Raw genomic sequence first — 15635 nt, forward strand, 5'->3', positions numbered from 1 at the left:
AAATCTGAACCAATCAATAGTTTGGTTAGTTAGCCATAAAAAGACCATTTAACAGGTCAAAAATCTGATCTTTATTTAATGGTTTGGAAACATAATTGGTAAAGCCTGCCTTATTAATTTTTTCCTTATCTTCTATGGATGAGTAAGCTGTATTTGCAATTATTGGTATATGTTGGTTAAATGCTCTAATCAATCTAAAAGCTTCAAAACCATCCATTATTGGCATTTTAATGTCCATAAATATCAAGTCAATATTCTTATTGGCTTCACAGATTTCTACCGCTTCTTTTCCATTTACTGCCCTTAATATTTTGTAATTTTTTAATTGTAATATTCTTTGCAAAAGCATGAAATTAATATCGTCATCTTCAGCAATTAAAATGGATTGGTTACCTGAGATATTAATTTTTGAAGTGTTTTCGATTGCGCAAAAATCAACCTCACTTTCATCATATTTTAGAGGGATTGTAAATGAAAATTTAGAGCCTACTCCTGGTGTCGATTTTACATCGATTGTTCCGTCAAGCAATTCAACATAAGCTTTTGTAATTGATAAGCCTAATCCTAATCCACTTGTTTGAATAGAAAATTCATCTTCAACTCTTCTGAAACGTTCAAAAATAATTTTTAAATTATCATTATCTATACCTAAACCTGAATCTTCTACCCATAATTGTAAGGTGGCATTAGGTTCATCTATATTATAGCCAACCGTTACATAACCCTTTTTTGTGAATTTTAAAGCATTTGTAATCAAGTTGGTTAGAATTTGTTTTAGCTTTATTTCATCTGTTAGTATTTTTTTCTTTGGCTTTATTAAATCCTCTTGAATAGAGAAATTTATATTATTATGTTGTGTAATTTTTATTGTTTTGTACAATTCAGAAACACATTTATCTAAATCTACAGGTTTATAATTGGGTGTAATTTGGGTTGAATCGATTTTAGACATTTCAAGTAAATCTTCTATGATAGAAGTTAAATTCTTGCCGCTATTTCTTATAATTTTCAGATAATCTGATTTATCTTTTTGATTTAGATTAGGATCCAGTAATAGGTCGCTAAAACCCATAATTGCATTCATTGGGGTTCTAATTTCATGAGATAGGTTAGCTAAAAATGATGATTTTAATTTGTCACCTTCTTCAGCTTTTCTCTTTGCAATTTCAAGTTCTTTTCGCTGGTTATTATTTTCTTCGAAAAGATTACTAATGTGGGTAAACTCTCCTCTAATGCTCCCTAAGCTAACCATTGATTTTTCATCTCTGGTCTCTAAAATATTAGTAATTAGATTAATAGGTTTATAAACCCATCTTCTATAATAATATAGATAAATGATTAGGTTAATTATTGTCGCAATAATGATAATTGCCAATATTTTTTTTGTGGTTACAGAATTTAGATGAAACGACCTCTCAAATACAATATTAGAAACTAACTTGTCCTGTAAGTCATTTAAATTTAAGCTAACATAAATTGCTTTTTTTTCATCTTCATTATATTGAAAATTATCAGTTACACTAATTTTGGAACTTGTTATTTTTTCTAAATCTTCAACGAATTTTTTATCTAAAATCCTCGACATAAAAAAATACCCTGATGGTTTTGTCTTATCCTTATGAAGATCATCAGAAGGATGTATAGTTGCGCCAAAAACCTCCAATACTCCTTCAGGTACTTTTTGGTAATACCTAACTAGCTTATCCTTGTATAGCTTATCTAGTACATATTGAGGGATTTCTCCAATACTATTTAAATTGACTGATGTAGTTTTTGCAATTAGCTTATTTTTTAAATCATAAATCCCAATATAATCAGCTTCATATGTAGAAAATTGGCTTTCAATATATTCTTTATACCATTTCTGATTTTTGGTTTTAACAAAAGTTACAAGCTCATCCCAAAAAGTTACATCTACAATTACGGCCGTATGTGTTTTAGAATTTAATGTGAAAATTGAATTTACCTCATTTTCATATTCCTTAGATGCTGTAGCATAAACCTGTTTTTCTTGCCTTAATATATAAAAATACAAGCAAAAATAGAGTATAAAAAATAGGCCAGTGGTGCCTAAAATTAATAGCAGCAGCCGATAATAAGTATTTAGACTTGAGAGAATTCGCATTAATTAAGGATACTTTAGGGGGATAAATATAATAGATAAAACAATAGGTTTCTGCCTAAGTTAAACTATTTAAAAAGAAATCCCCTTGATTTTAATCAAGGGGATTTCTTTATTTTAAAGTTAATGTTTGCATCCTATCGGGGCCAACAGATAAATATTTTATTGGCACTTCTAACTCTTTTTCTAAAAATGCGATATAATCAGCCAATTGGCTAGGAATTTGGTCCTTCTTTGTGATTTTCGTTAAATCTGTTTTCCAACCTTCAATAGCTTTTAAAATTGGTTTTGGTTGTATAGAGATAATATCATATGGCATATAATCAATAGTTTCACCATTATATTCATAATGAGTACAAGCATAAATGGTATCAAATCCATCTAATACGTCAGCTTTCATCATAATTAATTCGGTTACGCCATTTAGCATAATTGCATACTTTAATGCAGGTAGATCTATCCAGCCACAACGACGAGCTCTACCTGTTGTTGCGCCAAACTCATGACCAACTTGACGAAGATTTTCGCCTACTTCATTGTCAAGCTCAGTAGGGAAAGGTCCACCACCAACACGTGTACAATAAGCTTTAAAAATTCCAAAAACATCACCAACTTTATTAGGTGCAATCCCTAAACCAGTACAAGCGCCTGCAGTTGTGGTATTAGATGAGGTAACAAAAGGGTAAGATCCAAAATCTACATCTAGCAAAGTTCCTTGCGCACCTTCTGCTAAAACCTTTTTACCTTCTTTTAAATAACTGTTTACAAAATGTTCACTATCTACATGAGGAATGTTTTTAATGAATTCAATTGCCTCGAAAAAAGAAGCTTCTTTTTCGGCTAAATCGTATTCAAATTCGTAGTGAGATAGAATTTCTTTGTGCTTTTCTACTAGTTTAGCATAACGAGCTTTAAAATCTGGTAAAGTTGTATCGCCCACACGTAAACCATTACGGCCAGTTTTGTCCATGTAAGTTGGACCTATACCTTTTAATGTCGATCCAATTTTACCTGCGCCCATTTTTTGCTCATTTGCAGCATCTAACAGTTGGTGAGTTGGTAAAATTAAGTGAGCCTTACGGGCAATTACCAATTTGCCAGTAGCAACAGGATCATGACCAGCTTTTTTTAAATTATCTAGTTCTCTTTTTAAAATAATTGGATCAATTACTACACCATTACCAATTAAGTTCATGATGCCTTCATTAAAAATGCCTGAAGGAATTGTGTTTAAAACAAATTTTTTGCCGTCGAACTCTAAAGTGTGACCAGCATTAGGGCCGCCTTGAAAGCGAGCAATCATATCATATTGTGGACTTAAAACGTCAACAATTTTACCTTTACCTTCGTCGCCCCATTGCAGGCCTAGTAGTACGTCTACTTGCGTCATTATTTTAATTTAAAGAATAGAAATTATTAAGATTGAATTAGTTTTTTGCATTTTGTTTTTGTGAAGCGACATTTTTAATTGTAGCAGCAGCACTGCAATCAAAACAAACTCCATACATATTTAAAGAGTGGTGTTTAATGTCAAATTTTAGTAAATCGCCAACCATACTTTGGATTTGATGGATCCGAGGGTCGCAAAATTCTACTACTTTACCACAATCAATACAAATTACGTGGTCATGTTGATGATAACCATAAGATTTTTCGAATTGAGCCATGTTTTTGCCAAACTGATGTTTGGTTACTAAATCACATGAAACTAAAAGCTCTAACGTATTATAAACCGTAGCCCTACTTACACGGTATTTTTGGTTTTTCATGTGGATGTAAAGTGTTTCTACATCGAAATGATCATTTCTAGAATAAATTTCTTCTAAAATGGCAAAACGCTCAGGGGTTTTTCTTAAGTTTTTGTTTTCGAGATAGGCTTCAAATATTTTTCTAACCAACTCACTAGTATTCTGTTCAGACATAGTTTTAAACTCCTCCCAAAGGTATATAAATGATTACACAGATTAAAGTGATATCACAGATTAATAATTAACAAATTGTAAAGATGTTGAATACGCTATGTTGTTTGATGTTTTATTTGTTAAATTGTTAGTTGTAAACTAATATAGTCAACTAGAATTTTACGTATCAAATCGGGTAACGCCTGTAACACCTTTAACCTCTAACAAATTTTTAATTAAGTTGTCTAAATGGTCTTTGTCATTAACGAAGATTTTAATAGAGCCATCAAATATTCCATCATTTGTATCAACGGTTATAGAGCGCATGTTTACCTTAAAATCGTTTGAAATTACTTTTGTGATGTTATTAATTAAACCTACATCATCAATTCCAACAATGTGCAACCCTGTTAAGAAAGTTAATTCTTGTTGTCTATTCCATTTCGCTTTTACAATTCTATAACCATAATTTGCCATTAGTTGGGCAGCGTTAGGGCAATTTGTGCGATGAATTTTAATTCCTTCACCTACGGTTACAAAACCAAAAACATCATCTCCTGGTATCGGATTGCAGCAAGCGGCAAGTTTATAATCAATTTTTTGTAAGTCTTCGCCAATTAATAAAATATCAGATTCTGGCCCCTTAACTTTATTTAATAATGCTTCAATATGTTGCCCTTCTCCAGGTGCATGGAATGTGCCTCTATTTTCTACTTCTTTTTCACTGGCTACGTATTCTTTTAAATCTTTTAATTCTAACTTGCCATTAGCTACCGCGATGAACAAATCTTGTGTAGATTGTAGTTTAAAGAAATAAGTTAGCTTATTTAAATTATCAGTATTATAGGTTATTTTTAGAGATTTTAATTTTCTTTCTAAAGTCTCTTTGCCATTTTCAGCGACTTTTCTTTTCTCTTCTTTTAAGGATGATTTAATTTTTGACTTCGCCTTTGCAGTAACTACAATATTTAGCCAGTCTTCTTTTGGTGCTTGCTTACCAGAAGTGATAATTTCTACCTGGTCGCCGTTTTGTAACTTGTAAGAAAGTGGAACTAGTTTGTGGTTAACTTTTGCGCCAATACATTTTGCCCCAACGTCTGTATGTATTTCAAATGCAAAATCTAATGCAGTTGCACCTAATGGAAGTTGAAGTAAGGCTCCTTTTGGGGTAAAAATGAAAATCTCATCAGAGAAAAGGTTCATTTTAAAATCATCCAAGAAATCAAGCGCATTAGCTTCTGGATTGCTTAGCATTTCTCTAACTTTTTGTATCCATTGGTCTAAACCATTATCATTGCTAGATTCTTTATATTTCCAATGTGCTGCGAAACCTTTCTCGGCAATCTCATTCATTCGTTGCGTACGGATCTGAACCTCAACCCATTGTCCTTTAGGGCCCATTACAGTGGTATGTAGCGATTCATAACCGTTCCCTTTTGGTGATGATACCCAATCGCGTAAGCGGTCAGGATTGGGGCGATACAAATCAGTAACAATAGAATAGGCTTTCCAACAATCGGCTTTCTCATGCTCAGGTAGGCTATCTAAAATAATTCTAATGGCAAAAAGATCATATACCTCCTCAAAAGGGATATTTTTCTTTTTCATTTTATTCCATATCGAATGGATAGATTTCGGCCGGCCGAAAACATTAGCCATAAGGCCTTGTTCAGCTAGAATTTCATTGATAGGCTCAACAAAAGTTTTAATGAATGAGTTTCGTTCTGCTTTTTTCTCGTTTAATTGAGTAGCAATATATTTATAAGTATCAGGTTCTAGATACTTCATTGATAAATCTTCCAACTCAGATTTAATCGCATATAAACCTAATCTATGTGCAAGAGGAGCGTATAAATAAATAGTTTCTGAGGCAATTTTTAACTGCTTTTGCCTAGGCATAAAATCCATTGTTCGCATGTTGTGCAAACGATCAGCAAGTTTGATTAAAATTACCCTAACATCATCTGCTAGGGTTAAAAGCATTTTTCTAAAATTCTCAGCCTGTAGTGAACTATTATAATCAAATACTCCCGATATTTTGGTTAAACCATCTATGATTTTAGCGGTTTTTTTACCAAATTCACGTTCAATATCCTCTAAGGTAATGTCTGTATCTTCAACAACATCATGTAATAAAGCACAAACAATTGATGTTGTACCTAAACCAATTTCTTCGGCAGCAATTTGGGCAACGGCAATTGGGTGATAAATATAAGGTTCGCCAGATTTTCTTCGCATATCTTTATGGCTTTCTAATGCCATTTCAAATGCTTTTCTGATTTCTTTTTTATCTCCCTTTTGTAATGTAGACTTTGAAGCTCTTAAAAGCGCTCGATATCTTTTTAAAATTTCTTGCTTTTCTGCCTCAATATCAATCACTAAAGTGTTCTTCATTTGTTTTTTCTAGGTAAAATTGTAGTATTTTTAACTATAAAAGATTATATTCGATTGTAGATAAAACGAATATATAAAAATAGCTTTAACTTTGTATAGGCATAAATTTATGAAATATTCTTGTTTCTTTATTCTGTTAATTGTCATACTTGCTATTACTAAGGTAAATGCACAGGAAACTACCACGCCTGCAATCTACCCTGTATTAGGTAAAAATGATACAATTAGAGTTGCAGCTACTAATGACAATGGCTATATGATTCCTTGGATTGGACTTAATGAAGTTGTAATTAATGGCAATAGAATTTGGAAATCTCCACAAGAAAAAGCTTACTTTAATAGGCTTAGGTATAACGTTTTAAAAGTGATGCCCTATGCCTTATTTGCGAAAAGAAGGTATGAGCAATTAGAGCGTGAGTTATCAACAACTAATGATAAAAAAGAACAGAAAAAATTGGTTAAAGCATGTGATGCTGAAATCAAGCAGATGTTCAATACAGAAATTAAAGAACTGACCATTACTCAAGGTCAAATTTTAACTAAGTTGATAGATAGAGAGGTTGGAAGAACAACTTATGACATTGTTAAGCAAACTAAAGGTGGCTTTGCAGCGTTCTCTTATCAATTAGTAGCAAGAGTTGTTGGCCATAATCTAAAAACAACTTATAGTGCTACTGAAGACAGAGACATTGAATCGATCATTGTCAATTCTGGTTACTATCAATAAAAACAAAATGAATTCTAAACAAACAATATATCCGTTTAAGATTAAACTCTTAAATGGGAAGGAAAAAGTCTTATCTGATTTTAAGGGTAAAGTTTTACTAGTGGTAAATACAGCGTCTGGCTGCGGCTTTACGCCTCAATTAAAAGAACTTCAAGAATTAAGAGATGAATATGCAGCACAAGGCTTTGAAGTTTTAGGATTCCCATCAAATGATTTTGGAGGTCAAGAACCTTTAGATGATGCAGCAATTAATGAATTTTGTGAAGTTAATTTTGGCGTTCAGTTTCCGATGTTCGAAAAAACTATGGTTAGGGGAGATCATGCTCATCCACTTTTCAAATTTTTAAGTGAGAAGAAATTAAATGGACACTTCAATTCTACACCAAAATGGAATTTTCACAAATATTTAATTAATAAAGATGGCGAGGCGGTAGATTATTTCTATTCATTTACTAAGCCTGGGTCATCAAGAATTAAAAAGAAAATTCAGCGCCTGCTAAATGATAACAAATAAGCATGAACCTCATATGGTTAATTATCTTAATCATGGTAAGCTCCATTTAACAATGGAAAAGTAAAAAATTAACAGATGAAATTAGATATACTTGTTTTTGCAGTACATCCGGATGATGCAGAATTAGGCTGCTCTGGAACAATTTTAAAACACATTGCTTTAGGCAAAAAAGTTGGAATTATAGACTTTACAAGAGGAGAATTGGGTACACGTGGCACTGCTGAAACTCGTGATCAGGAAGCAGCAGATTCGGCAAGAATTTTAGGATTACATGCCCGAGAAAATTTAAGATTTAAAGATGGCTTCTTTAAAAATGATGAAACGCATCAATTAGAAGTGATTAAAATGATACGCAAGTATCAACCAGAGATTATATTAACCAATGCGTTGCATGACCGTCACCCAGATCACGGTAGAGCAGGAGATTTAGCAAATGATGCTATTTTCTTATCTGGGTTAATTAAAATAGAAACCCTAGTAAATGGTGTAACCCAGGAAGCTTGGCGACCTAGATTGGTTTTACAATATATTCAAGATAGGTACATTCAACCAGATATTATTATTGATATTACCGATTTTGTTGACAAAAAGGAACAGGCAATTAGGGCTTTTAAAACCCAATTCGATAGTCCTGATAGTTCAGAGCCACAAACCTATATCTCTTCTCCAGAGTTTTTAGATTCTGTTACAGGTAGGGCCAGAGAATTTGGGAAACAGATTGGTGTAAAGTATGGCGAAGGTTTTACGTCAAGGAAATTATTGGGAGTAGATAACCTTTTCAACCTACTTTAAATTGCCTTTGTTGGTTATGCTAATTATAGGATGACTAACGAAATATTATTGGAATACGATATGGCTAAGTTCGTTGCAGATGCAGAAGCGATTATTCTTATGAGGGAACAAAAGAAATAAATACGCTAATTGTTGGCAGAGCAATAACTGGTTTTTCTGCATTTTTTTAGCTATTTGAAAGGGTTTTTAACTAAACCGAAGTTACTCATTGCACTTTTTTCATACAGTGCAAAACATGATGAGTTGTATTTTGCATCGAAATTTATTTCGCCTGGCGAAAGCAAAGATGGAACACTTGCACCCTCAAGAAAATAGTAGACTTTTGTATTTCCATATTTATTATGAGGTTTTAGGTTACCATAATCTATCAACTGAGCATCTGCTGTATCTTTAACAGTAACTGCATAAATTCTTTGAACCGGCCCAGTATTGTTCTCATTGCGATAAGAAGCAACCTCTTTAAAACCACCTTTTAAATCTTCAATACCACCTTGTGATAAAGTGTCTTTTAACATCCAACCAATAATTAATACTACAATTACAATGATGAATATGCTTTGCTTTCTATTGCGCATGAGCTGGTTTTTATTTTATTAGAAATGCTATAGCTGTTCGAAACAATTTTTTTAACCACATAGACACATAGATTTGATTATAACACGCTATTTCTGCTATGCGCCGATGTGGTTAATATTTACCTATTAGCTAAATTATAAAGTAGGTAAAATCTTTTCCATTACTTCCATACCTAAATCTATGTGCTGTTTTTCTATGCAAAGGGCAGGGCGGAAACGAATGGTCTGATTGCCACAACCTAAAAACATAACATTGTGTTCCATTCCTTTTTGTACAAATGCATTACGCATTTCTTTTGTTGGAAAATCGAAAGCAGTTAATAAGCCACGACCACGCACATTGCTCATTTTATCATGTTTTTTTGCAAGTTCTGCTAAGTTTTGTTGCAGATAAGTACCAACTTCTGCTGCGTTTTGACAAAGTTTATCTTCGTGAACAATGTTTAGTATTTGCGTAGAACGAACCATATCTACCAAGTTACCACCCCATGTAGAATTGATACGAGAAGGAACATTAAATACATTCGTTTCAATTTCATCTACCTTTTTGCCGACTAAGATCCCACAGATTTGCATCTTTTTGCCAAAGGCAACAATATCTGGGCGAGCCGCTTCACTAAAATGCTCATGACACCAAAACTTACCAGTTAAACCAACGCCAGTTTGAACTTCATCAAAAATTAAAAAAGCTTCATTTTCATCCGCGAGTTGACGAAGTTGAATTAAAAACTCCTCACGTAAATGATTGTCACCTCCTTCAGATTGGATTGGCTCTATGATAATTGCGCAAATCTCGTCTTTATTAGCTGCGAAAGCTTGTTTAACCTGAGCAATTGATAGTTCTTCAGTTTCTTCCGCCGTTTTTAAATTTTCATCAACTAAGGGAAATTTTACTTGCGGGATAGAAACCCTTGGCCAATCGAATTTTGCAAACCATTTAGTTTTATCTGGTAATGTATTTGTTAAACTTAAAGTATAGCCACTACGACCATGAAAAGCTCTATCGAAATGTAAAACCTTAAATCCTTTTTCTTCCTTATAGCCTTTTGCGAAGTTTTTCTGTACTTTCCAATCCATTGCTACTTTAATAGCATTTTCTACAGCTAAAGCACCACCTGCAATAAAAAAAGCATGAGGCAAATAAGACGGAATGCCAACTTTAGAAAACGTTTTTACAAATTCTGCATATTGTTGGGTATAAACATCAGAATTTGATGGGTTTGCCATTGCTGCCAATAATAAGTTATGTTTGAAAGCTTCATCACTTACCATTTTTGGATGGTTATAACCCAATGGCACTGAAGCAAAACAAGTAAAAAAGTCTAACAGTTTGCGGTTGTATTTCGAGTCGTAAATATAAGCGCCATTGCTTTTTTCCATATCATAGGTAAGATCAAATCCATCTGCTAAAATATGTTGTTGTAAAGTTTGGTTTACTTGGTCTGGCGCTACACTAAGTTGATACATAATTTATATTATTGATGTCTTCAAATGTAGTTAAATGTGCCAAATTATCAAATTTAAGCACTATTTGAACTTTAAGAGCAAAAAGTAGGTTTAAATGAACTAAAGTATGATTCCATTAAAAAACCGATATGTTATTGTGGAATGTGGAAAAATAAAATGACAAATTTCTGCTTGAAATCTTCATTTGCTCTCCAAAAATTTAAATCAGTTCAGCCGAATTTATAATGACTACCTTACTTAACATTTAAGAAAATATTTATGAAATACGGAGTAGTAATCAGTTTCAATGCAGCTAAGCAAATCGGTAACATTAAAGACAATACGACTAATATAGAATATGGATTTTTAAAAGCCGATTGTCCGCATGAAGTAGAGATGCTTGATGAGGTAAAATTTGATGTTGTTTTTGAGAAGAATAAAAATAAAGCAATTAACGTGATGTTAGCTTAGCTACAATCCTATCATTAATTGTTATTAATTGCACTATAAAATGCATCACGGTAGATTTCACCTATTGTAATATTTTGATCGCCGATTTGAACCCGATTGCGTTCAATGCTATCAATTTTATTAATTGCTACAATAAAAGATTTGTGAATTCTTAAAAATTGAGAAGAAGGCAATTGTTCTTCTGTTTTTTTCATTGTTTGTAAACTGATCACTTTTTCAGTAGCGGTATAAAATGTAACGTAGTTTTGCATACCCTCTACGTATAAAATGTTTTCTGTATTTATTCTTATCAACTTATATTCCGTTTTAACGAAAATATGATTGATCTCCTTTTCTTGTAAAGGTAAATTTTGATCATTTTTTTGTTCTTCCAATGCATTTAATAAAAATTGTGATTTTTCTACTGCTTTATAAAAACGTTCGAAAGAAACGGGTTTTAATAAATAATCAATGGCATTATTTTCAAATCCATCTAAAGCATATTCTGAATAAGCTGTTGTAAAAATAACTTGGCATCTTCCTTTTATAATTTTAATAAATTGTAGCCCACTTAATTCTGGCATTTGAATATCTAAAAAAACTAAATCAATACCCCCTTCAATTACCTTTTCTAAAGCTTCAAGAGGATTGGTTGTGCTAAGGCAGAGTTCTAGGAAGGGAACCTTTGCAACATAATTTTTTAATACATCGATGGCCAATGGCTTATCATCTACAATAATGCATTTAATCATAAAGAGCTATTTTTAGGTCGACAATAAATTCATTTTCTAGCTGATGAATTGTCAACTCATGTTTTTCGGGATAAATTAAAGATAGACGTCTTTTTACATTTACCAATCCAATTCCGCCAGTTTTATCTTTTTTTACGTGATTAATTTGATTAGAGATTTGAAAATGAAGCAATTGTTCATGAATAATAATTAATATGTTGATGGGATTATTCTTCTTATTAAATGTACCATGTTTAAACGCATTTTCGACAAAATTAATCAGAATTAAGGGAGCTATTTTTAGTTTATTAACTTCTCCAACCACTTCAAAATTTACAAAGGATAAACCTTTTTGCCCAATTTTTTGGAGTTCAATCACATTTTCCAAATAAATAATTTCTTTTGATAATGGTACAAATTGATCATCGCTTTCGCGTAGCATATATCTTAATAATTCTGAAAGTTTAAGTAAGGCATTTGGAGCCTCGGCAGATTGTTGCTGGGTGAGTGCATAAATATCATTAATGGTATTGAATAAGTAATGTGGGTTAACTTGTGACTTAAGAAAAGCAAGTTCTGTTTTGAATTGCTCTTTTTCTATAATCTCCTTTTGTATCCTCATTGTTCGCCAATCCATCAAGTAACTCAATAAAATGGCTAGAAATATATTAATGAAGTTTGAACTCAGTGTAATCATTACTGCAAACCAAAAATTAAGATCAGCGTCATAACTTTTCCATCCTATCATAGGATAAAGGCGCTGTTCTAAAAAATAATAAAGTGGTGTAAAGATTAACAGTGTAGCAATTAAGGAAGGTAAATACTTAATCACATTTCCCTTTTTTAAGAATACAGGAATTAGGAAGAGATAATTAATGTAGAAAAAAATAGCAGAAGAAAGAACTTGTAGAAATTTAACTGGTAATACGATTTGACTAAAAAGCCTCCAATCAAAGGTAGTGCCTAATACTCCTGTTCCTAATGAAACCAGTAAGGTTTGCACTAATACCAAAAGCCAATACCCCACATGTAAATAGTTTATTGTTGTTTTCTTCATGTGCTAAAATTAATTAAAAACAATATCGATTGATAAACTAATACACAAAGCCTCTGATTCTATTGACAAGAACCGTCATTTTATACACAAAAGCAGAATTCGGTTTCGTCAATAGATTAATGGCGTTCGTCAATCAATTTTCCTTATCGAAAACAGGTTTTAGACATTTGGATCATAAACAAAAAAGCGATGAGAAAATTTATTTTAAAAACAATTAGCTCTTTAATTATTATAAGTTATTTAGGATTACCTACTTGCTTAGCTAATGAAACACAACAAACATTAGCTCAAAATAAAAATATAGAGAGCTTTATTAAAGTATGGGGAATAGTAAAGTATCGTTCACCAATAAGTATTGCTGGAAAATTTGATGCAGATAAAGTTTTCTTAACGAATATTGAGCAAATTAAAAATGCAGATCAAAAAGAATTCAACCGATTAGTTTTACAAATATTAGTAAAAGCAGATTCTGGTGTTGTGAATAGCCACAATAAAACCAAGCCAAAACTAATCAACATTGATATCCTTACTAAAAATGTAGATTATAAATGGATTAATGACAATCAATATTCAAGAGAATTAAAGTCGAAATTAAAATTACTCGCTAACACTTTAAATCAAACCGAAGAACATCATTATATCAATAAGGTTAGCTATGAGAGTGTTATTCTTAATGAACCTGCATATGTAGACTATAACACATTTAATGATGAGACTATCAATCTGTTAGCGCTAGCAAAATCATGGTGTGCTATTGAGTATTTATTTGCTTATAAATATAAAATGGATAAAAATAACCTTCAAATCCTAACAGAAATGGTTCCTGTATTTAGAAAAATTAACGCAAGAGCAAGCTATGAAAGAGCAGTTTTAATGCTAGAAAATAAACTCAATGATACACACGCATCAGGATTTCTGAATCAAATTAAAAGTAAGGCAACAGTATTTAAGATAGGCCAGTATCCTCCATTTGATTATCAATGTTTTGAAAGTGGGATTTTAGTCAAAGCTTTCTTTAGTGATTCTCTTGAAAAATTTGCTTCATTAAAAAAGGGCGATCTTATTGTTGAGATCAATAAGATTAAAATTAAAGATTGGCTGAATAAAAGAATGGAATTATTGCCTGCTTCAAATATGGCAGTCAAATACCGATTACTTTCTTTTGACTGGAGTGGGAATGCATATGCGTTTTATGATTTACAAGATGCAGTACTCAATGTTAAAGTATTAAGAAAGGGGAAACTTCTATTTTTAAAGATTGACATGCTTAATTTACAACGTAAAAATTCTTTAGAGATCATTAATCAATACATTAAAAAGAATGTGCAGTTAGATGATAAAATTAAACCTTATGAAGATTTAGGTGATAGTATTGCCATTATAAGAGGAGGCTATTTTTTTAACAAAGATTTACCTCAAAATGAAGCAGAAGAGCTAGATTTTTCGAAGAAATTAAAAAGTAAAAAGGCGCTTATTTTCGATATGCGCAAATATCCAAATGGTGGATTGTTTTATTATTTCATACCTATGGCATTGGGCAAAACTTCTTTTGAATTTGCAAGGTATTATCAAGCCAACTTAAAAGATCCCGGAACATTTTATAGATTGACCGGCATGGAAATTTATTTATCGAAAGATTTAAAACATGATGATCACCCATATAAAGGTAAAATCATAATTCTTACTAACGAAAACACACAAAGTAGGGGAGAATGGTACAGTATGTTATTAAGGCAATTGAACAAAAACACAACAGTTATTGGTAGTCAAACTGCTGGAACCGATGGTGATTTAAAGTTGCTTAACATTCCAGGAGGTTATCAATTTGTTTTTACAGGAAATGGTATTTTCTATCCAGATGGAAAAGAAACACAAAGAATTGGTATTGTACCAGATATTCTATATCAGCCTTCATTTGATGACATTTTAGATCCTACTGATGCTCAGTTAAAAAGAGCAGAAAAGTATATAAATGAGGGTAAATAAATAGTAAAATGCTGGGGAGTTTATTTGCTTAATCTCTGTTAAGATTTCCGCCTAGTTTCTCTTTCATCCCTAATATGCCAAGTAAGCCCCCAGTGTGAATAGCTAAGATTTTATCTTCTTTCTTGAAATAGTTTTTACTTACGAGATCATTAATTGCGTAAAACATTTTAGCAGTATAAACTGGGTCAATCAACATTCCGGTTTCCCCTGTAAAGTCTTTAATGAATTGTATTAGCACTGGAGTTGTTTTGGCATAACCACCGAAATGATAACCAGTATGTATTTGTAAATTACTTAGATCGGCTTCATATTGTTGAATTTCATTTTCAATAAATGAACCTCCTTTTAGCACAGGGATAACATGTAATTTAGTTTGGAGTTTATGGTTATTTATCCCTTTTAATAAACCTGATGCGGTAGTTCCTGTACCTGCAGCACAAAAGATATGATCGTAACTTTCTGTTAGCTCATCAATAACTTCAGCACAGCCAATTACCGCTTCTTCACTAGCACCGCCTTCATCTATGAAATAAGTTTGGCTATTATTTCCAAAATGGGAAGAAAATAAAAGAGGTTTGTTTTTATAGCTTTCCCTATCAGTGAAAATTAAATCCATTCCAAACAACTTGCAGAGCAAAAGCATTTCGTTTGTTACGATTTCACCACGTACAAAAGCAGTAGATTTTAAATTGTTTCGCGAAGCAGCGGCAGCCGTTGCTACCAAATGGTTAGAATAAGCACCACCAAAAGTAATAAGATGGGTCTTCTTTTTTGCCTCAACATCTTTTAAGATGTACTTCAGTTTTCTCCACTTATTACCAGAAATATAAGGATCAATTAAATCATCCCGTTTTACTGAAATAGCATTTAATAGTCTAAAATTAACTGTGTGTATTGGGCTATAGATTGTCATAAAATGAAAAAAGCTCCTCCAAAGAGA

General features: G+C 32.2%; 14 protein-coding genes. 5 read left to right on the top strand and 9 right to left on the bottom strand.

Features of this window, described 5'->3' with window-relative positions:
• Positions 1–25 precede the first annotated feature (25 nt).
• From FA048_RS19340 to FA048_RS19355, 4 genes are all read right to left on the bottom strand, one after another.
• A complete protein-coding gene (locus FA048_RS19340) occupies positions 26–2035 on the bottom strand; it encodes a response regulator (RefSeq protein ID WP_169306910.1) in 2010 nt (669 codons plus the stop codon).
• Between the two features lie 199 nt (positions 2036–2234).
• Positions 2235–3512 carry an adenylosuccinate synthase gene (locus FA048_RS19345; protein WP_136844260.1) on the bottom strand — a complete coding sequence of 426 codons (1278 nt, stop codon included), beginning with the start codon at positions 3510–3512 and terminating at the stop codon, positions 2235–2237.
• Between the two features lie 37 nt (positions 3513–3549).
• Entirely contained in the window at positions 3550–4044 is a 495-nt protein-coding gene (locus tag FA048_RS19350) for a Fur family transcriptional regulator (RefSeq protein WP_136844262.1), read from the bottom strand.
• 159 nt (positions 4045–4203) lie between these two features.
• Positions 4204–6417, bottom strand: coding sequence for a RelA/SpoT family protein (locus FA048_RS19355; protein ID WP_136844264.1), 2214 nt, complete (start codon positions 6415–6417; stop codon positions 4204–4206).
• 109 nt (positions 6418–6526) lie between these two features.
• Between FA048_RS19355 and FA048_RS19360 the strand changes: the two genes are divergently transcribed.
• The 3 genes from FA048_RS19360 (at position 6527) to bshB1 (ending at position 8450) form a co-directional block, all read left to right on the top strand.
• Complete coding sequence (locus FA048_RS19360) at positions 6527–7144, top strand: DUF4294 domain-containing protein (RefSeq protein WP_136844266.1); 618 nt, start codon at positions 6527–6529, stop codon at positions 7142–7144.
• Between the two features lie 7 nt (positions 7145–7151).
• Positions 7152–7658: a glutathione peroxidase gene (locus tag FA048_RS19365; protein ID WP_136844268.1), complete on the top strand. Its 507-nt coding sequence runs from the start codon at positions 7152–7154 to the stop codon at positions 7656–7658.
• A gap of 75 nt (positions 7659–7733) precedes the next feature.
• Complete coding sequence (bshB1, locus tag FA048_RS19370; RefSeq protein ID WP_136844270.1) at positions 7734–8450, top strand: bacillithiol biosynthesis deacetylase BshB1; 717 nt, start codon at positions 7734–7736, stop codon at positions 8448–8450.
• A gap of 170 nt (positions 8451–8620) precedes the next feature.
• Here bshB1 and FA048_RS19375 read toward each other — a convergent pair whose 3' ends face one another.
• Together FA048_RS19375 and lat are read right to left on the bottom strand one after the other, a co-directional pair.
• The gene (locus FA048_RS19375) at positions 8621–9025 is read right to left on the bottom strand and encodes a hypothetical protein (RefSeq protein ID WP_136844272.1); all 405 of its coding nucleotides are present in this window, start codon (positions 9023–9025) and stop codon (positions 8621–8623) included.
• 135 nt (positions 9026–9160) lie between these two features.
• Entirely contained in the window at positions 9161–10492 is a 1332-nt protein-coding gene (gene lat, locus FA048_RS19380) for an L-lysine 6-transaminase (RefSeq protein ID WP_136844274.1), read from the bottom strand.
• 258 nt (positions 10493–10750) lie between these two features.
• Between lat and FA048_RS19385 the strand changes: the two genes are divergently transcribed.
• Positions 10751–10942, top strand: a complete 192-nt coding sequence (locus FA048_RS19385) for a cold-shock protein (RefSeq protein WP_136844276.1) — start codon at positions 10751–10753, stop codon at positions 10940–10942.
• 14 nt (positions 10943–10956) lie between these two features.
• On the opposite strand, the gene FA048_RS19390 is transcribed toward FA048_RS19385, so the two are convergent.
• Together FA048_RS19390 and FA048_RS19395 are read right to left on the bottom strand one after the other, a co-directional pair.
• Positions 10957–11673 carry a LytR/AlgR family response regulator transcription factor gene (locus tag FA048_RS19390; protein ID WP_136844278.1) on the bottom strand — a complete coding sequence of 239 codons (717 nt, stop codon included), beginning with the start codon at positions 11671–11673 and terminating at the stop codon, positions 10957–10959.
• Positions 11666–12709 carry a sensor histidine kinase gene (locus FA048_RS19395; RefSeq protein WP_136844280.1) on the bottom strand — a complete coding sequence of 348 codons (1044 nt, stop codon included), beginning with the start codon at positions 12707–12709 and terminating at the stop codon, positions 11666–11668. The genes FA048_RS19390 and FA048_RS19395 overlap by 8 nt, the downstream gene beginning before the upstream one ends.
• A 189-nt stretch (positions 12710–12898) precedes the next feature.
• Here FA048_RS19395 and FA048_RS19400 point away from each other — a divergent pair, with 189 nt between their 5' ends.
• Entirely contained in the window at positions 12899–14695 is a 1797-nt protein-coding gene (locus tag FA048_RS19400; RefSeq protein WP_136844282.1) for a S41 family peptidase, read from the top strand.
• A gap of 28 nt (positions 14696–14723) precedes the next feature.
• Here the strand turns inward: FA048_RS19400 and FA048_RS19405 are convergent, their stop codons facing one another.
• A complete protein-coding gene (locus tag FA048_RS19405; RefSeq protein ID WP_136844284.1) occupies positions 14724–15608 on the bottom strand; it encodes a 1-aminocyclopropane-1-carboxylate deaminase/D-cysteine desulfhydrase in 885 nt (294 codons plus the stop codon).
• Positions 15609–15635 lie beyond the last annotated feature (27 nt).

The organism is Pedobacter polaris (assembly GCF_005116505.1).
In the GTDB taxonomy this organism is placed as follows: Bacteria; Bacteroidota; Bacteroidia; order Sphingobacteriales; family Sphingobacteriaceae; genus Pedobacter; species Pedobacter polaris.